Genomic DNA, 18424 nt, shown 5'->3' on the forward strand with positions numbered 1-18424 from the left:
CGTGCGGGCCACGCTGCGCTGGGCGCACGCCGACTTCCGCGCACACCGCGGCGAAGCCCTCTTCGTCGTACTGGCCAGCGCCGGGATCATCGCCTCGCTCCTGCTCGCCGGCGCGCTGTTCAGCTACGCGGCGAACCCCTGGCAGCGGATCTTCAACCAGTCCCAGGGCGCGCACATCTGGCTGCACACCCGCGCCGGGGCCGACCTGGATGCCCTGTCCCGCCTGGACGGGGTCACCGCCCTCTCCGGGCCGTACCGCACGGCGGCGACGACCGTCGAGTCCCGCGGCGCGCGGGCCGGGGTGGCGCTGCGCGCGACCGCGGCGGTGCCCCCGGAGACGGGGCGGCCGCTCCTCACCGCGGGCAGCTGGCTGTCCCCGCCGGACGGCGGCGCCCGGGCCGGAAGCGTCGTACTGGAAAGCTCGGTCGCACGGGCGCTGTGGGCGGAGCCGGGTGACACGGTCCGGGTCACCGGACCGGACGGCGCCGCGCACGCACTGCGGGTGGAGGGGATCGCCGAGGCGGCCGAGCCCCGCTACCAACCGGGCGGCGCACCCGGCATCGGCTGGGTGCTCCCGGCCACCCTCGACGAGATCGCCCACGCGGACACCGGGCAGAGCGTGGGGCTGCGCCTGAAGGATCCGGACGACAGCGATTTCATGGTCCAGCGGGCCGTGACCGTCCTCGGCGCCGACCGGGTGGCCCAGGTCACCAAGTGGCAGCAGGCGCGGGCCGAGGCAGGCGGCGACGACCGTCTCCTCGGGCAGATGTTCGCCGTCTTCGGGCTCGGCGCGCTGCTCGCGGCGGCGCTCGCCGCATCCGGGGCGATCGGCGCCCGCGTCCGCGGCCAGCTGCGCGACATCGCCGTCCTCAAGGCCGTCGGCTTCACCCCCGGCCAGGTGACCCGCGGCTTCCTCGTGCAGCACCTGGCCTTCGCCCTCCTCGGCGTGGCCCTCGGCACGGCGGCGATCGCCCTGCTGGGCGCCCGGATCCCCGGGCGGATCGGCGAAGCGGCGGCGGTGTGGCAGGACCTGCCGGGCCACACCGCGCTCATGGCCGGTGTTCCCTGCGGCGCGGTGCTGCTGATCGCGGCCGCCACCGGGCTCTCGGCCTGGCGGGCCGGGCGGGTGCCGCCGGTGCCGGTGGCCCGGGCGGCGCTGCCGTCCGCTGCTCCGATGACCGCACTCGGCAGGCGGGCGCTGGGGGTCCGGGTGCCCCCCGCGCTGGTCCTGGGTTGGCGGGCCGCGTTCCCCCGGCGCGGCCGGACGCTGGTGCCCGTGGTGCGGCTCGCCCTGCCGCTGGTGCTCATCACGGTCGCGCTCGTCAGCTGGTCGACGCTGGACCAGTTCCGCAGCCGGCCCGCGCAGATGGGTCTGCCGGCGGCGCTGACCGTGCGGGCCGAGCAGCCCGCGGGGCCCTCGGACGCGGAGCTGGAGAAGACCCTCCGGGCGGTCCCGGACATCGCAGCGGTCCATCCGGGGGCGGAGATGGCGGCGCTCGTGCCAGGGCAGACCGGCACCATCACGCTCCGTGGACTGGGTACGGCCCGCAACCCGTATCCCTCCGCGGTGGTGGAAGGGCGCGGGGTCGGCGGTCCGGACGAGGCCGTGGCCGGTCAGGGGCTGCTGGATCTCCTCGGGGTCCGCGTGGGCGACTGGGTGCGGATGACCGTCGAGGGACGGCCGCAGATCCTGCATCTCGTCGGCCGCACCGTCGAACCCGACTCCGGCGGCCGCGTGATCACCACGACCATGGACGCGCTGCGGGAGCGCGATCCGCGGCTGCGGCCGGACTTCCAGGCCCTGGTGCTGCGCGAGGGCGCGGACCCGCGGGCGGTGGGCGCCGCGCTCGCGGGGGTGGCGGGTGGAACGCTGGAGATCCGGGAGACGCCCAATCCTGCCGACCGGCTGGAACCGGCTCGGGCAGTGATCGCCGCCCTGATCGCGGTACTCGCACTGATCGGGCTGACCGAACTGCTGACGCTGATCGGCACGGGCGTACGCGACCGGGGCCGGGACCTGCTCGCGCTGAAGGCGATCGGGCTGACGCCCCGGCAGATCGGCGCCATGATCGTGACGGCCGCGGGACTGACCACGCTGGCCTCAGCGGTGTTGGGGACGGCGGTGGGTGCGCTGTCCGGCAGCCGGCTGGTGGACGCCCAAGGCGCTTCGAGCGGGATCGGCGCGGGGATCGCCCACCTGCCGTCGCTGCCGGTGCTGTTGACGGTGATCGTCGCGGCGGTGCTGGGTGCGGTGGCGGCGGCGGTACTGCCGGCGACACGGGCCGCGCGGCGGCGCTTGGCGGACTCGCTGAGCGAGACCCTCTGACCTGGCACCTGTCGCAGAAGCGCCCGTCGGCCTGCGCGCGGGCGCGGTAGGACGGCCGGGAGCGCCGACCCGCCCGTCAGGGGGCTGCCCGCGGCCACCGTGCGTCGCGGTGGCCGCGGGCGGGCCGCAGTCCTAGCGGAGCTGCTCGGTCCGGCTGGCGACGAGGCGGCCGCTCGCGAAGCCTTCCACTCGCGCGGAATGCGCGTTGGCCGCGTCGGGCACGGTGACGTCGGCCTGGCCGTCGGCGAGGTCGACCGAGGCGCGGGGCCGCTGGTCGACGTAGACGTCCAGCCGGTCGATGTTGGTGGCCTTCACCTTCAGGCGCAGGGCGCCGTCGGTGGTGTCGGTGTCCGTGATGGACACGGCGTGCGGCGTCAGGCTCTGCAGGATCCGGCCTGCCCGCTCCAGCAGGTCGACGTTGTCCTCGCGCAGGTCCGCGCGCGTCATGTGGTGGAGTTCGTCGGGCGTGACGCCGAGGTCCTCGACGGGGGTGCCGGAGTTGGCGCGTACGCGCAGGGTCCGGCGGATCGCGACGCGCATGCCGGCGTTCTTCGGCAGCGGTACGTACGGCGAATCCGGATCGCCGTCCAGGAGGTCGGCGAGGAGCTCGTGGGTCCACACGTTGGCGCCACCGGCGCCCGTGCACTGGTCGGTGCCCAGGACCGGGCCGATCGCGTGGTCCTGGAAGCCGGCGGAGAAGATGTCGGTGGCGGAGTAGCAGCGGGCGTTGGTGACGAGCACGACCGGACCGAAGTACTGCTGGCCGATCGAGTTGGCTCCGTCCTCGGGACTGAGCGGGAAGGCACCGGAGTACACGGCCCCGACCTCGACGGCCTGCTCCATGGACGGCACCCACGCACCGAGGTTGATCCGCGGGTCGTCCTGGTGCTTCCTGCAGATGCGCAGGTTCAGCGGCGTGTTGATGAACTGCACCGGCTCGGGGGTGATGTGGGCCGGTGTGAAGAGCTGCAGGGCCAGCTCGGCCGCCAGGACCAGGCCGCCGCCGTTGTCCCGGACGTCGAGGATCAGGCCGCTGTCCGGCAGCTTGCGGATCAGCCGCAGGAGTTCCTCCAGATAGGCCTGGAGGTCGTCCACGCTGAAGGTGAAGATCCGCAAGTGGCCGAAGGTCCGGCCGGAGATCTCGACCGCCCGGGCGCGGAAGACCTTGGGCATCGTGGTGGCGATCTCCCCGGCGCGCAGTTCCGGGGCGGGCTCGCCGGCCTCGACCGCCCTCGTCTGGGCGACGACCCGAGGGGCGAACAGCAGCACCTTGGCGCGGCTGATCTCGTCGGCTTCGAGGTCCAGCCCCTGGGCCGCCGCCACGGTGCTCACCGAGCCGGTGTCGACGAAGGCGGGCAGGTTGTCGACGATCCTCCAGCTCTCGCGGAACTCGCGCTTGGTCCCGGCCGAGTCGAGGTAGCTCACCGTCACCCACTCCTCGAACGGGGGGAGGTGGATGCGCAGCGGTCGCAGGGTCAGCGACTGCACGCCGCGACTGCGGCGGGCCTCGGGGTTGCTGCCGGCGAACCGGGCGGCGTTCAGGTCGACGGCGTCGGCGATGGGGATGCCGCTCCAGTGGGTGATCTCGGTGCCCGGCCCGAATCCCGGGGCGGAGAAGCCCTCGGCCACGTGCGTGACCATGAAGTGGGCGCCCTGCTGGTCGGTGTACCGCTCGACGAGGAAGGGCAGGAAGGCGATCTTGCCGGCAAAGGGCAGCGGGAGCAGGTAGTTGGTGTGCAGGTCCCTGACGGAGTGGAAGACCTCCGACATCTCGGAGTGGAACATCCACTCCGGCGGCATGGTCTGGGGTGTCTGCCGCTCCAGCCGGTGGATCAGCAGCCTCAGCCGCTGGATCGGGTTGACGGCGTGCATCGCGGACTTGAGCGGCAGGTGGACGTAGTTCTGCTCCAGCAGGACCAGCGCCTGGGCGGCGATGAGCCGGCGCTCGTCCAGTGTCAGCGCGCCGGCTCCGCGCAGGAAGGTGGCCAGGTCGGTGGAGGCCGCCAGATGCTCGCGCACCGGTTCGGCCGCCTTCGGGACGAAGTCCGGGATGCTCCGGTCGGCTGGGTCGTTCATCGCGACTCCTGAGGGTGGGGCGGATCTCGGGGCTGTCGCCGTCAGTTATCGGGCGGCTCACTGGCCGCAATGAGTCGCGCACGGGTTCTTCCCCCGAACGGGCGCGCCCCGCATGCACCCGGGCCCCTCCCCTGCGAAGACCCTATCCATCACCTGTGACATGTGAAATATTACCTGCGCTCCACTCCACTCCCCCGTCCCAACTCACCGGAAGGTACGCCACGTTGCGCAGACTCGCTGTGGTGGGAGCGGCGATATCCCTCGCCCTCCTCACCACCCCCGCGCTCGCCGCCACCGCGCCCCCACCCCCTCCTCCGGGTGCACAGCAGCCGTCCGAGCAGGCCGCCGCACCGCCGCCCGCGCCCCTGGAACTCCAGCGCCAGGCCCTGCGCCGCCAGGCTCTCGAAAGCGTGGCCGGCGGCGGCCCGGCCGCCGCCCTCAAGGCGGAGGCCGACGGCACGCTCCCGCGCCGGGCCAAGGTCGGAAAGCGGTACGTCGAACTCGCCCAGGAGCGCAAGGACAAGGTCTTCGTGATCCTCGCCGAGTTCGGCGACCAGGTGGACAACACCACGGAGTTCGAGGGCAAGCCCCGCTTCGGCGGTACCCCCGGTCCCCGCCACAACACCATCGGCAAGCCGGCCGCGAGCGACAACCACACGCTGTGGCGCAAGGACTTCGACCGGTCCTTCTACGAGCGGCAGTTCTTCTCCACCGATCCCGAGTCGGCGTCCATGCGGGCCTACTACCGGCTCCAGTCCTCCGGCCGCTACGACATGGACGGCACGGTGTCCGACTGGGTCAAGCTCCCCTGGAACGAGGCCCGTTACGGCACCGACAACTGCTCCGAGCCCGGCCAGTGCCGCACCAACTGGGACCTGATCCGGGACGCCACCGCCTCCTGGTACGGGGCCGAGCGCGCGAAGGGCCGTACGCCCGAGCAGATCAAGGCCCAGCTCGCCGAGTACGACGTGTGGGACCGCTACGACGCGGACCACGACGGGAACTTCGACGAGCCGGACGGCTACCTCGACCACCTCGTCGTCGTGCACGCCGGCAAGGACCAGACCTGGGGCGGCGGCGCCCAGGGCAAGGACGCCGTCTGGGCGCACCGCTGGTTCGCGTACTGGAACCAGGCCGGCAGTGCGGGCCCCGAGGGAAACAAGGCGGGCGGCACCCCGATCGGCGACTCCGGCATCTGGGCCGGCGACTACCTGACCGGCGGCGAGAACAGCGGGGCGGGCCTGTTCGCCCACGAGTTCGGCCATGACCTGGGGCTCCCGGACCTGTACAGCTCGGACGGGGACAACAGCGTCAACTTCTGGTCGCTGATGTCCTCGGGCTCGTACCTCGGCAAGGGCCGCAACACCACCGGCGCATGGCCCGGCGACCTCGACCCCTGGAGCAAGCTCCAGCTCGGCTGGCTGGAGTACACGGAGGCCGACGCGGGCCGCAAGACCCGCGCGGTACTGGGGGTCTCGGGCTACAACACCGAGGATCCGCAGGCGCTGCTGGTGCACCTGCCGCCCTCGCAGACCCGGACCGAGCTGACCGACCCGTACGAGGGCGCCAGCCAGTGGTGGAGCGGCACCGGGGACTTCATGGACAACACCCTCGGGCGGACGGTCGACCTCACCGGATCGACGGGGCCCGCCCGACTGGACGCCAGGGTCTGGTACGACATCGAGCAGGACTTCGACTTCCTGACGGTGGAGGCCTCCACGGACGGCGGCACCACGTGGGCGGCGCTCCCCGGTACCGTCGGCGGCAGCGCCGTTCCGGCGAAGGGCGTGTCCGGGACCTCGGCCGGCTGGACGGAACTCGGCGTCCCTCTCGACACGTTCGCCGGGCGGAGCTTCCAGCTGCGGCTTCGCGTCACCTCCGACGGCAACACCCATGGCAAGGGCGTCACCTTCGACGACATCCGGATCACTGCGGACGGGCGCGAGCTGCTGCGCGACGGGGCGGAGCAGGGGGCGAACGGCTGGAGCGCGGTCAAGTGGTCGCGTACGGAGGGCCGCACGGGCAGCGAGCAACACCCCCGCGCCTACCTGGTCGAGAACCGGCGCTACACCGGCTACGGCGCCCAGCTCAAGACGGGCCCGTACAACTTCGGCTTCACCGGCGACCAGGTGGAGTTCTACCCGTACCAGCAGGGCGTGCTGATCTGGCTGTGGGACACGGCCTACAGCGACAACACCACCAAGGCCCACCCGGGCGGCGGCCTGCTGCTGCCGATCGACGCCCGGCCGGATCCGCTGCGGAATGCGGACGGCTCCCTGCTCAATGCCCGGGCGCAGACCTTCGACGCGCCGTTCTCGCTGCGGGCGAGCGACCGGATCGTGCTGCACAAGGCGGGCACGCCGACGGTGATCCCGTCGCGCCCGGGGGTCTCCGTCTTCGACGACCACCGGGGCTCGTACTGGAACGCGGATCTCCCGCAGGTCGGGGTCAAGGTGCCGGACACCGGGACCCGTGTCGCGGTGGTCAAGGAGGCGGCGGGCGGCGCACTGACCACGGTTCAGCTGAGCCCGTCCCCGTGATCCCTGCACCCCGGCACCGCTGAGCGGACCGCCCTCCCCGTTCGCGGGGAGGGCGGTCCGAGGCGGTTCCACGGGGCGTGTCGGACGTATGCGGCGGTGCGGGTCGCGCCGGTCGCGCCGCGCACCGTGACCCTCAGGGAGTCCCGGGGGCTCCCGCGGTCAGCCCCGCCATGACGAGGTCCAGCAGCCGTTCGGCGCGCGGCTGCCAGTCCGAGCGGGGGTCGATCTGCCAGAGGCCGGCGATGGCGAGGAGGAAGTCGTCCGGGCTCACCCCGGGGCGGATGGTGCCGGCCTGCTCGTTGGCGCGGAGCAGGAGGTCGGCCGCGGAGGACACCGGGGCGTGTCCCGGTTTCGAGGGCCCGCCGGGCCCTGCGGTGGCCAGGCGGATCGCATCCGCGAGCCCGGCCTTGGTCATCGCGAACCCGGCGAGGCGGTCCATCCACTCGCGCAGGGCCCGCGCCGGTTCCCGCGTCGTGAGCAGCTTGGCCGCGGTGTCGGCGACCTGCTGCATCTCGTGGCGGTAGACCTCCAGGACGAGTGCCTCGCGGTTGGGGAAATTGCGGTAGAACGTGCCCTGACCGACGCCGGCCTTCTTGGCGATCGCGCTCAGCGGGGCATCCGGACAACGCGTCAGTTCGGCCACCGCCACGGCCAGGATGCGCTCGCGGTTGCGCTGCGCGTCCGACCGCAGGGCCGCGTCCTTCTTCTGCTGCACTCGTCCTCCTGGCGGTGCGTGCCCCGATCCCGCCCTTGTTGACCGGACAGCTGTCCACTACGCTTCCCCGTGAACGGACAGCTGTCCGCTTGTGCTCACGATAGCGGCGGATGCGGCCGACCGGTGCTCCTCGGCACCGGTCTTGTGCCCTCCGCTTTGCGCGGTCCCTCCGAACCTACAGCCGCACGCACAGCGCCACCCCTTCATCCCGATACGTCTTCTCGTTCGGCTGCCTGCCGGTCCGTCCACCCGACGTCCTCCGGATATGCGAAAGAAGGCTGCTCATGCCCCCAGCTCCCTCGTCGACGTACAGCGCCATCACCTTGCACATCAACGGCGACCCGCACACGCTCTCCGTCGACCACCGCACCACCCTGCTCGACGCCCTGCGCGAGCGCCTCGATCTGACCGGCACCAAGAAGGGATGCGACCAGGGGCAGTGCGGGGCCTGCACCGTCCTGCTCGACGGCCGCCGCGCCGTGGCCTGCCTGCAGCTCGCGGTCGCCGCGGAGGGGCGTGAGATCACCACGATCGAAGGCCTCGCCGAGGGCGAGCAACTGCACCCGGTCCAAGAGGCGTTCCTCGACCTCGACGGCTACCAGTGCGGCTACTGCACGCCGGGGCAGATCTGTTCGGCGGTCGCGATGATCGAGGAGCACGCGGCGGGATGGCCGAGCGCCGTCACCGACGACTTACGGCCCGAAGCCGGGCCGCCCCCGCTGACGGCCGACGAAATCCGGGAGCGGATGAGCGGGAACCTGTGCCGCTGCGGCGCCTACGTGTCGATCGTGCAGGCGGTCGCCCGCGCGGCCGGGATCCGGGCGGACGCGGCGCGCACCGCCCAGCCCACCGAGGCGGCGGAAGCCGAGGGGGTGACTGCATGAAGGAGTTCGGCTACCAGCGCGCGACCGACGTCTCCAGCGCCCTCGCGCTGCTCCACGGGGGTCGCGAAGCCCGCTTCCTCGCGGGCGGCACCAACCTCGTCGACCTGATGAAGACCGGCGCCGAACGCCCCGCCCACCTCGTCGACGTACGCGCCCTGCCCCTGGACCGGATCGAGTCGACACCGGACGGGGGCCTGCTCATCGGCGCGACCGTCACCAACAGCGAGCTCGCCGCACACCCCGAAGTCCGCCGCCGCTACCCGGCATTGGCCCAGGCGGTGTTGGCCGGGGCCTCCGGGCAGCTGCGCAACATGGCCACGGTGGGCGGAAACCTGCTCCAGCGCACCCGCTGCGGCTACTTCGCGGACGTGAGCGCACCGTGCAACAAACGTGTCCCCGGCAGCGGTTGTCCCGCCGTCGAGGGGGAACACCGCCATCACGCGATCCTCGGCGCCACCGCCCACTGCGTGGCGGTCCATCCCTCGGACATGGCCGTGGCGCTGGCCGCCTTCGACGCGGTCGTGGCGTACGCAACGACGGACGGGCCCGGCGCGTTGCCGCTCACCGAGGTCTACCGGCCCGTGGGAAACACACCGCACCTGGAGACCGCCCTGCCGCCGGGAGCGCTGATCACCGGCGTCACCCTGCCGCCCGCCCCCGTCGCCGCGCGCTCCCGCTACCGGAAGGTGCGCGAGCGCGCCTCGTACGCCTTCGCGATCGGCTCGGTCGCCGCCGCGCTCGACGTCCGGGACGGCGCGGTGCAGGAGGTGCGCCTGGCCTTCGGGGCGGTTGCGTCCCGGCCGTGGCGGGCCCGGGCGGCCGAACGGGCTCTGCGCGGGGCGCAGGCCGACGGCAAGGCGTTCGCCGCCGCGGCGGACGCGGAGCTGGCGGCCGCCGAGCCGCTGCCGCACAACGGGTACAAGGTGCCCCTGATGCGCAACCTGGTGGTGGCGGTGCTCACCGAACTCGCCGAGGAGGCCGCCCGATGACCAGCGCCACGACCACGAAGGCGGAGAACGCCGTCGGTACTGCGCACACCAGGGTGGAAGGCCACGAGAAGGTCACCGGAGCGGCCCGCTTCGCGGGAGAGATTCCCTTCGCCGAACTCGCCCACGGCTGGCTGGCGTTGTCCACCGTCACACGTGGCCGCATCCGCTCGGTGGAGACCGCCGGGGTCCTCGCGATGCCGGGAGTGCTCACCGTTCTCCACCACGGAAACGCCCCGCGGGTCGACACGGACTACGTCGGCCTCATGGGAAGTGCACCGGACCCGACCTGCGCCGTCTTCCAGCACGACCGGGTGCCGCACCGGGGATGGCCGGTGGCGCTGGTGGTCGCCGAGACCTCGGAGCAGGCCAGGGAGGCCGCCGAGGCGCTCGTCGTGCACTACGAGGAGGAACCGCACGACGTCGCGTTCACCGGCGAGGACCCGGATGCGTATCCCGTGGACTCCCACATGCCGGCCGTGACCGCGAAGGGGGACCTGGATTCCGCACTCGCGGCGTCGGCCTTCGTCGTGGACGCGGAGTACTCCACCCCGGAAGAGCACCACCACCCGATGGAGCCGCACGCGGCCACCGCCCGCTGGGAGGGCGGCCGGCTCGAAGTCGTCGACTCCAACCAGGGCGCCACCTGGGTCGCGGCCGAGCTCGCGCAGCTCTTCTCGCTCGACCCGTCCTCGGTCCGGGTCCGGTCCGAACACGTCGGCGGCGGGTTCGGGAGCAAGGGGGTCCGCGCCCACCAGGTGGCGGCCGTGATGGCCGCGACCGTCCTCCAGCGCCCGGTGCGCGTGGTGATGACACGATGCCAGATGTTCTCCCTGGCCGGCTACCGCAGCCCCACGAGGCAGCGGCTCAGGCTGGGCGCCGACGCCGACGGGCGCCTGCGCGCGCTGGAGCACCGTTCCCTGAGCCTCACCTCCACGGTGCACGAGTTCATCGAGCCGAGCGCCGGGCCGTCACGGGTGATGTACGACGCCGACGCCCACCACACGGCCAACCGGGTCGTACGCCTCGACGTGCCGACACCGACGTGGATGCGCGCACCCGGCGAGGCACCCGGGTCGTTCGCTCTGGAGTCCGCGCTCGACGAACTCGCCGAGAAGTGCGGGCTCGACCCGATCGAGCTGCGCGTGCGCAACGAGCCCGAGCGCGGTCCCGTCTCCGGCCTGCCGTTCAGCGGCCGCAACCTGCTCGCCTGTTTCCGGGAGGGTGCCCGCAGGTTCGGCTGGGCGGACCGGGACCCGCGGCCCGGCCTGCGCCGGGAAGGCAGCCGGCTGCTCGGGACCGGCATGGCGGCGGCCTCCTTCCCGGTGGGGGCCGCGCCGTCCACCGCAGCCGTGACGGCGGAGGCGAACGGCACCTTCAGCGTGCGGATCGCCGCGTCGGACATCGGAACCGGGGCACGGACCGCGCTCGCACTGGTGGCCGCCGACGCACTGGAGGTCGGGCCGGACCGCATCCGGGTGCGGATCGGGGACAGCGACTTCGGGCCGGCGATGATCGCCGGAGGCTCGATGGGCACCCGCTCCTGGGCGTGGGCGGTCACCGCCGCGGCCCGGGAACTGCGCGAGCGGCTCGTCCCCGGCGCCGGCATCCCCGCGGAGGGGATCACGGTGCGGTCGGACACCACCGAGGCGGTCGGCGCCCTGGCCGCCAAGGAGCGGCACTCCTTCGGAGCGCAGTTCGCCGAGGTCGCCGTGGACACCGCCACCGGCGAGGTGCGCGTACGGCGCATGCTCGGCATCTTCGCGGCAGGCCGGATCGTCAACCCGCTCACCGCCCGCAACCAGTTCGTCGGCGGGATGACCTGGGGCATCTCCATGGCCCTGCACGAAGAGGCCGTCCGGGACCGGACCTCGGGCGGCCACTACGGCGCCGACCTCGCGGGCTACCACGTCGCCACGCACGCCGACGTACCGCACATCGAGGCGGACTGGATCGACGACGCGGATCCGGACGACCCGGTCGGGATCAAGGGCATCGGCGAGATCGGCATCGTGGGCGCCGCGGCGGCCGTCGCCAATGCGGTCTGGCACGCGACGGGCGTACGCCACCGGAGCCTGCCCATCCGCCCGGACCGCGTCATCCTCGCCGGCCCTCACGCACCGGAGCCGTGGGACGGGCGGCCGTCGCCCCGGTCCGCGGCGCTGCCGGAGTGGACCGAGCGGGAGCGGTAGACGATGTACGGGCGGGCGACGTAGCCGAGCGGCGCCGTGAAGGCGTGGACGAGCCGGCTGAAGGGCCACAGGGCGAACAGGGACATGGCGAGGAACGCGTGGACCTGGTACGGCAGGGGGGCCTGGGCCATCGCGGGGACGTCGGGATCCAGGGCGAGCACCGAGCGGAACCAGACGGAGACGCCGAGGCGGTAGTCGTACGGATGCGGGACGAGGGTGGTGGCGGTGGCCGTGAGGCCGGCCAACAGGACGGCGACCAGGAGGGGGTAGACGGCGCGGTCGCTCCTGCTGGTCCCGACCCGTACGGCGGGCACCCGCAGGCGCCGGTACACCAGGACCACCAGACCGGTGAGGGTGGCCAGGCCGGCCGCTCCGCCGACGAAGAGGGCGTTGAGGTGGTAGACCGGTTCGCGGATGTGCAGGCGCTCCGTCAGCGATTCGGGCACCAGGAGTCCCACGACGTGCCCTGCCGCCACGAACAGCAGTCCGTAGTGGAAGAGCGGGCCGCCGATGCTCAGCAGCCGGTGCTCGTGCAGCTGGCTGGAGCGGGAGGTGAAACCGAAGCGGTCGTAGTGGTAGCGCCAGGCGCTGCCCGCGACGAGTACGACGGCCACGAGATAGGGCAGCACGCCCCACAGGGCGATGTGTACGTGGTTCATCGTCGGGTCTCCTCGACCGTGGCTGCGTCCGGGCGCAGGGTGGGGAAGGGCAGCAGGCCCACGGTTTCCGTAGGCGGGCCGCTGCGCGCCAGATGCAGGGCGGCCGCGCGGTCGGCCGGTGAAGCGCCGGGCAGGGTGCGGCACACCGCTTCCAGGACGTCGGCGTACGGGCTCTCGTGGTCGACGAGTGCCATGCGCAGCAGTTCCAGGGCGGCGCGGTGGTCCTGGAGCGCTGGACGGCCCGCTCCGGGGCACCGGGCGGCGAACTCCAGGGCGAGCGGCAGGAAGTCGGGCAGTTCGTCCGCGGGTGGCTGCCAGCCGTGGCGCCGGTAGAGCTGCTTCCAGCGCAGCAGGGCCTCGCCGCGGCGGCGGGTGTCGCCGTCCGTCCAGTAGGTCAGGTGCAGGGTGCGGCGCCGGCTGCGGTCGAAGGTGGTCACGTAGCGCGCCGACAGCTCCAGTTGCGGCACGTCGGCGACCGCGGCACAGAAGCGCAGGAGCAGCGCGGCCTCCGCACCGCCGAGCTCGCCCAGGCCGCTGCGCACGAGGTCGAGGCGCTGCGGCCAGTCCCCGTCGGGATGCGAGAGGAGCAGTGAGGCGGCCTGGTGGAGGGCGGCGGTGTGGCTCACGGCTGCTCCCGGCGGGGGAAGAGCCCGGTGGGGCTGCCCTGGCCGTTCCAGTTGAGGAGGTTGACGCGGCCACCGGGCGATCCGGCCGGTCCGCCGGCCCCGGGCCCCGGAGCGGCTTCGAGACCGGCGAGCGCGGCGTGGAAGGTGTCGGCCGTGTACATCCCCGGGCCGCCCTCGCCGTCGAGGCTGCACCCGGCGCCGGCGTCCGCGTGCTCGGAGTCGCGGACGGTGAACCCGGTGGGGATGACGTAGCGGTCCTCGTACTTGGCCACGGCCAGCAGCCGGTACATGGCCTCGATGCCCTCGGCGTCCATGCCGACCGATCCGGCGATGGCGGGGTCCTGCTCCTCGCCGAGGTTGATCCGCCGCATGTGCGCCCGCATGGCGGCCAGGCGGCACAGCGCCGCCTCCACCGGGGCGGTGTCGCCCGCGGTGAACAGCTCGGCCAGGTAGCCGACGGGGATCCGCATCGAGTCGATGGCGGCGAACAGCGTCGCCGGGTCCTCACCGTCGTGCCCGGTGGCCGTCAGGGAGTCCACGACGGGGGACAGCGGAGGGATGTACCAGACCATCGGCAGGGTGCGGTACTCCGGGTGCAGCGGCAGCGCCACCCGGTACTCGCTGATGAGCGCACGTACGGGTGAGCGGCGGGCGGCGGTGATCCAGTCGTGCGGAATGCCGGCCTGTTCGGCGGCGCGCTGCACGCCGGCGTCGTGGGGGTCGAGGAAGCAGTCGAGCTGCGCCTCGTACAGGTCCTTCTCGTCCGGCGTGGCAGCGGCCTCACCGACCTTGTCGGCGTCGTAGAGGAGGACCCCGAGGTAGCGCAGGCGGCCGACGCAGGTCTCCGAGCACACGGTGGGCTGTCCGGCCTCGATGCGCGGGTAGCACAGGGTGCACTTCTCGGCCTTGCCCGTGCGGTGGTTGAAGTAGACCTTCTTGTACGGGCACCCGGACACGCACATGCGCCAGCCCCGGCAGCGGTCCTGGTCGACGAGGACGATGCCGTCCTCGATCCGCTTGTACAGCGCCCCGGACGGGCACACGGCCACGCAGGAGGGGTTGAGGCAGTGCTCGCAGATCCGCGGCAGGTGGAACATGAACGCCTGCTCGTACTCCAGGCGGACCCGCTCGTTCATCTTCTGCAGCACGGGGTCGCCGGCCAGGTGCTCGGGGCCGCCGCCCAGGTCGTCGTCCCAGTTGGGGCCCCACGTCACCGCGGTGGGACGCCCGTCGATCAGGGAGCGGGGAGCGGCCGTGGGCACGTCGTCGCCGAGCGGCGCGTTGACCAGGTTCTCGTAGTCGTACGTCCACGGCTCGTAGTAGTCGGCCAGGGAGGGCAGGTGGGGGTTGGCGAAGAGGGTGGCGAGGCGGCGGGCCCGGCCGCCGCTGCGCGGCACCAGGCGGCCCCGCTTGAGCTGCCAGCCGCCCTGCCACTTCTCCTGGTCCTCGTAGGAGCGGGGGTACCCCTGCCCGGGGCGGGTCTCGACGTTGTTGAACCACATGTATTCACTGCCCGACCGGTTGGTCCAGGTCTGCTTGCAGGTGACGGAGCAGGTGTGGCAGCCGATGCACTTGTCGAGGTTCATCACCATCGCCACCTGTGCCATCACCCGTCCGATGGGCGCTTCGCTTCGGGGCATCAGTACGTGACCTCCTGGGAGCGGCGCCGGATGACGGTGACGGCGTCGCGCTGGTTGCCGGTGGGGCCGTAGTAGTTGGGGGCGAAGCAGAGCTGGGCGTGGCCGCCGATCAGATGGGTCGGCTTGATCAGCAGGCGGGTCAGGGCGTTGTGCACGCCGCCGCGCCGTCCCGTGGTCTCGGAAAGGGGCACGTTCACCAGGCGTTCCTGCACGTGGTACATGAAGACCGTGCCGGGCGGCATGCGGTGGGAGACGACGGCGCGGGCGACGACCACTCCGTTGGCGTTGACCGCCTCGATCCAGTCGTTGTCGGCGGCACCGACGGCCGCGGCGTCCTCGACGCTGAGCCAGATGACCGGGCCGCCCCGGGCCAGGGTCTGCATCAGCAGGTTCTCCTGGTACTCGGAGTGGATGGACCACTTCGAGTGGGGGGTCAGGTACCTCACGGTCACCGACCGCCGGCCGTCCCCCGCGTCCTGTCGCGGCTCCTCCCCCAGGGCCGTGAGATCCAGCGGCGGCCGGTAGACAGGCAGTTGCTCGCCGTACTCGGCGATCCACTCGTGGTCGAGGTAGAAGTGCTGGCGGCCCGTCAGGGTGTGCCAGGGCTTGCGGTGCTCGGTGTTGATGGTGAAGGGCGCGTAGCGGCGGTCCGCCCCCTCCTTGCCGGACCATTCGAAGCTGGCGCCGACCTGCACCGGGCGGGCCTGGGTGTCGGAGTACACGATGCGCCGCTCGGCCACGGCGGCGGCCAGGTCCGCCAGGCCGCTCGCCGCTCCGCAGCGTACGGCCAGGTGTCGGAAGCCTTCGGCGGCGATCCGGCCGTTCGTCGTGCCCGACAGGGCCAGGATCGCCTCGCACAGCTTGACGTCGGTGTCGAGCAGCGGACGCCCCCGGGCCGTTCCCTCCCGGGCCGTGCCGCAGCGTTCGGCGAGCCAGTGGGACTCCGCGGTGGTGTGCACGGTGATGCCGCGTACCTGCATGCCTTGTTCGTCGGGCAGCGGCCCGAACGCCGCCAACTGGTCGGCGAGCGCCGTGTAGTTCCGCTTGACGAGCGTGTACCGGGGTCTGGTGGGGCCCTCGGGCGGCGCCTCGTCCGGGGTGTCGTGCTGCAGGGCGGTCGCGACCAGGTCCCAGGACTCCTCCAGGCGGCCCCGGGCGAGTTCGCCGACCTTCGCGGCGAGGCCGTGGAAGATCTCGAAGTCGGTGCGTGCCTGCCACGGCGGGTTGATCGCGGGCGAGAAGGCGTGCACGTAGGGGTGCATGTCCGTGCTGGAGAGGTCGTGCTTCTCGTACCACGTGGCCGCCGGCAGGACGAGGTCGGCGAACAGGGTGGTCGAGGTCATGCGGAAGTCGAGCGTGAGCAGCAGGTCCAGCTTCCCCCGCGGCGCCTCCTGCCGCCAGGCCACGTCCCGCGGCCGGTGCTCCGCGGGGGCCTCGGGGGCCGAGGCGTTGTCGTCCGCACCCAGCAGGTGCCGTAGGAAGTACTCGTTGCCCTTGGCCGAGGAGCCGATGAGGTTGGCCCGCCACACGGTCAGCACCCGGGGCCAGTTCGCGGGGTCGTCGGGGTCCTCGCAGGCGAACGGGAGGGCGCCGGCGTCGCGCTGCTGCTCCACCCACTGCGCCGGTTCCGCGCCCGACTCGCGTACCACGCGGCCGAGTTCCAGCGGATTGGCGGAGAAGGTGGGGTAGGACGGCATCCAGCCCTGCCGTACCGACCGCGCCACCAGGTCCGCGGTGTGCGCGCCGGCGAACGTGCCGCGTGCCGTCGGGGCGGTCAGCGTGTCGGCGGTGAACCCCTCGTAGCGCCACTGGTCGGTGTGCAGGTACCAGTACGGGGTGCCGGCCATCTGCCGGGAGGGCCGCACCCAGTCGGATGCGGTGGCCAGTTGCTGCCAGCCCGCGAACGGCCGGACCTTCTCCTGGCCGACGTAGTGGGCCCAGCCTCCCCCGTTGACCCCCTGGCAGCCGGTGAGCAGCAGCAGGGACAGGAAGGAGCGGTAGATCGTGTCCGAATGGAACCAGTGGTTCGTGCCCGCACCCATCACGATCATGCAGCGGCCGCGGGTCTGCTCGGCGGTCCGCGCGAACTCGCGTGCCGCACGGACCGCCGCGGCGGCGGGCACGGACGTGATCTGCTCCTGCCAGGCCGGGGTGCACGGGACGGAGGCGTCCTCGTACGCTGCCGGCCACTGTCCGTCGAGGCCGTTGCGGCCCACCCCGTACTGGGCGAGCATCAGGTCGAAGACGGTCGTCACCAGGCGGCCGCCGAGGCTCTGCACGGGGACGCTGCGCGCGAGCGTCGCCCCCGCCTCGTCGAAGCGGGGCAGGAGGACCGTCGCGCTGGGGCCGCCCTCCCCCTCGTACAGGCTCAGGCGCGGATCGATGTCGCCCAGGTCCAGGTTCCAGCGGCCCTCGCTGTACTTCGACCAGCGGTCCCCCAGCGTCCCGTTGGGCACCACCGGTGCACCGGTGACGGAGTCCATCAGGACCGGCATCCAGCGGCGCGTCGCCTCGTCCCGCGCGTCCAGCGGGAGGCGCAGGTCCGCGGCGGTCACGAAGCGCCCGGGGACGTACCGACCGGGCTCCCGCTCCTCCAGCTCGACGAGGAACGGCAGGTCCGTGAACCTCTGTACGTAGTCGGTGAAGTAGGGCACCTGCCGTTCGACGAAGCACTCCTTGAGGATCACGTGCCCCATGGCCATGGCCAGGGCTCCGTCGGTTCCCGGATGCGGGTGGAGCCACTCGTCCGCGAACTTGGTGGCGTCCGCGTAGTCCGGGGAGACGACCACGACCTTCTGGCCGCGGTAGCGCGCTTCGGTCATCCAGTGGGCGTCGGGGGTCCGGGTGACGGGGACGTTGGACCCCCACAGCATCAGGTGGGCGGCGTCCCACCAGTCCCCGGATTCCGGCACGTCGGTCTGGTCGCCGAAGACCTGCGGCGAGGCGACGGGCAGGTCCGCGTACCAGTCGTAGAACGAGAGCATGGGCGCGCCGATCAGCGCGTGGAAGCGGGCCCCGACGGCCTGCGAGGCCATCGACATCGCCGGGATCGGGGAGAACCCGGCGATCCGGTCGGGGCCGTGCTCGCGCAGGGTGTGCACGTGCGCGGCGGCCGCGATCTCCAGGGCCTCCTCCCAGTCGATCCGGACCAGGCCGCCCTTGCCGCGGGCCGCCTGGTACCGCCGCCGCCGGTCCGGGTCGGAGGTGATCTCCGCCCAGGCGGCGACGGGGTCCCCGCCCAGGCGCTGCTTCGCCTCGCGGAACATCTCCACCAGCACCCCTCGGGCGTGCGGGTAGCGCACGCGCGTGGGCGAGTACGTGTACCAGGAGAACGAGGCTCCGCGGGGACAGCCGCGCGGCTCGTACTCGGGGCGGTCCGGGCCGGTGGAGGGGTAGTCGGTGGCCTGCGTCTCCCAGGTGATGAGGCCGTCCTTGACGTACACCTGCCACGAGCAGGAGCCGGTGCAGTTCACCCCGTGCGTGGAGCGCACCACCTTGTCGTGGGCCCAGCGCTCGCGGTACGGCGTGTCGTTGACCTCCTGGTCGGCCCGGAACACCGTCCGGCCGTCCGCCGTCCCGGGCGCTCGGCTGAGCAGGCGCCCGGCCTGCAGCAGCCGGTCCGCGATGGCGTCCGCCGCGCGTTCTGTCGTGGCCCTGCCCCTGCCGCGCTTCACCTGGTGACCCCTTCCGGGAGACGGGCGCAGCCGTCCCGATGCGGGCGCCGGCTGACCGTGGGTGGTCGTGCCCAGGCTGCACCGGCGGGCGTTTGTGGCGTGGATC

At 72.7% G+C, this 18424-nt stretch carries 11 protein-coding genes; 5 read left to right on the forward strand and 6 right to left on the reverse strand.

The features are described 5' to 3' along the window. Position 1: 1 nt before the first annotated feature. Positions 2–2326: an FtsX-like permease family protein gene (locus AB0B01_RS10545; RefSeq protein ID WP_361715440.1), complete on the forward strand. Its 2325-nt coding sequence runs from the start codon at positions 2–4 to the stop codon at positions 2324–2326. A gap of 132 nt (positions 2327–2458) precedes the next feature. Here the strand turns inward: AB0B01_RS10545 and AB0B01_RS10550 are convergent, their stop codons facing one another. Further along, entirely contained in the window at positions 2459–4402 is a 1944-nt protein-coding gene (locus tag AB0B01_RS10550; protein WP_361715443.1) for a S41 family peptidase, read from the reverse strand. A gap of 224 nt (positions 4403–4626) precedes the next feature. Between AB0B01_RS10550 and AB0B01_RS10555 the strand changes: the two genes are divergently transcribed. After that, positions 4627–6942 carry an immune inhibitor A domain-containing protein gene (locus tag AB0B01_RS10555; RefSeq protein WP_361715446.1) on the forward strand — a complete coding sequence of 772 codons (2316 nt, stop codon included), beginning with the start codon at positions 4627–4629 and terminating at the stop codon, positions 6940–6942. Positions 6943–7075: 133 nt separating this feature from the next. Here the strand turns inward: AB0B01_RS10555 and AB0B01_RS10560 are convergent, their stop codons facing one another. Continuing rightward, positions 7076–7657 carry a TetR/AcrR family transcriptional regulator gene (locus AB0B01_RS10560; protein ID WP_361715448.1) on the reverse strand — a complete coding sequence of 194 codons (582 nt, stop codon included), beginning with the start codon at positions 7655–7657 and terminating at the stop codon, positions 7076–7078. Between the two features lie 284 nt (positions 7658–7941). Between AB0B01_RS10560 and AB0B01_RS10565 the strand changes: the two genes are divergently transcribed. From AB0B01_RS10565 to AB0B01_RS10575, 3 genes are read left to right on the forward strand one after another with little or no spacing between them, the layout of a single operon-like run. Continuing rightward, on the forward strand, positions 7942–8541 hold the full coding sequence (locus AB0B01_RS10565) for a 2Fe-2S iron-sulfur cluster-binding protein (RefSeq protein WP_361715451.1): 600 nt from the start codon (positions 7942–7944) through the stop codon (positions 8539–8541). Next, positions 8538–9530: a xanthine dehydrogenase family protein subunit M gene (locus tag AB0B01_RS10570; protein ID WP_361715454.1), complete on the forward strand. Its 993-nt coding sequence runs from the start codon at positions 8538–8540 to the stop codon at positions 9528–9530. Before AB0B01_RS10565 ends, AB0B01_RS10570 begins: the two co-directional genes overlap by 4 nt. Continuing rightward, positions 9527–11719 (forward strand): xanthine dehydrogenase family protein molybdopterin-binding subunit, encoded by a 2193-nt coding sequence (locus AB0B01_RS10575; protein ID WP_361715457.1) that lies wholly within the window; start codon positions 9527–9529, stop codon positions 11717–11719. The genes AB0B01_RS10570 and AB0B01_RS10575 overlap by 4 nt, the downstream gene beginning before the upstream one ends. Here the strand turns inward: AB0B01_RS10575 and narI are convergent. Genes narI through AB0B01_RS10595 form a run of 4 tightly spaced genes read right to left on the reverse strand, consistent with a single transcriptional unit; the run spans position 11641 to position 18318 of the window. Next, positions 11641–12378, reverse strand: a complete 738-nt coding sequence (gene narI, locus AB0B01_RS10580; protein ID WP_361715460.1) for a respiratory nitrate reductase subunit gamma — start codon at positions 12376–12378, stop codon at positions 11641–11643. The two genes, AB0B01_RS10575 and narI, sit on opposite strands and share 79 nt — an antisense overlap. After that, a complete protein-coding gene (gene narJ / locus AB0B01_RS10585) occupies positions 12375–13004 on the reverse strand; it encodes a nitrate reductase molybdenum cofactor assembly chaperone (RefSeq protein WP_361715463.1) in 630 nt (209 codons plus the stop codon). Before narJ ends, narI begins: the two co-directional genes overlap by 4 nt. Continuing rightward, positions 13001–14644 carry a nitrate reductase subunit beta gene (narH, locus tag AB0B01_RS10590; RefSeq protein WP_361715466.1) on the reverse strand — a complete coding sequence of 548 codons (1644 nt, stop codon included), beginning with the start codon at positions 14642–14644 and terminating at the stop codon, positions 13001–13003. The genes narJ and narH overlap by 4 nt, the downstream gene beginning before the upstream one ends. Beyond that, positions 14644–18318 carry a nitrate reductase subunit alpha gene (locus AB0B01_RS10595; protein ID WP_361715469.1) on the reverse strand — a complete coding sequence of 1225 codons (3675 nt, stop codon included), beginning with the start codon at positions 18316–18318 and terminating at the stop codon, positions 14644–14646. The genes narH and AB0B01_RS10595 overlap by 1 nt, the downstream gene beginning before the upstream one ends. Between the last annotated feature and the right edge of the window lie 106 nt (positions 18319–18424).

Origin of the sequence: Streptomyces sp. NPDC044571 (assembly GCF_040647115.1) — a bacterium.
GTDB lineage: Bacteria > Actinomycetota > Actinomycetes > Streptomycetales > Streptomycetaceae > Streptomyces.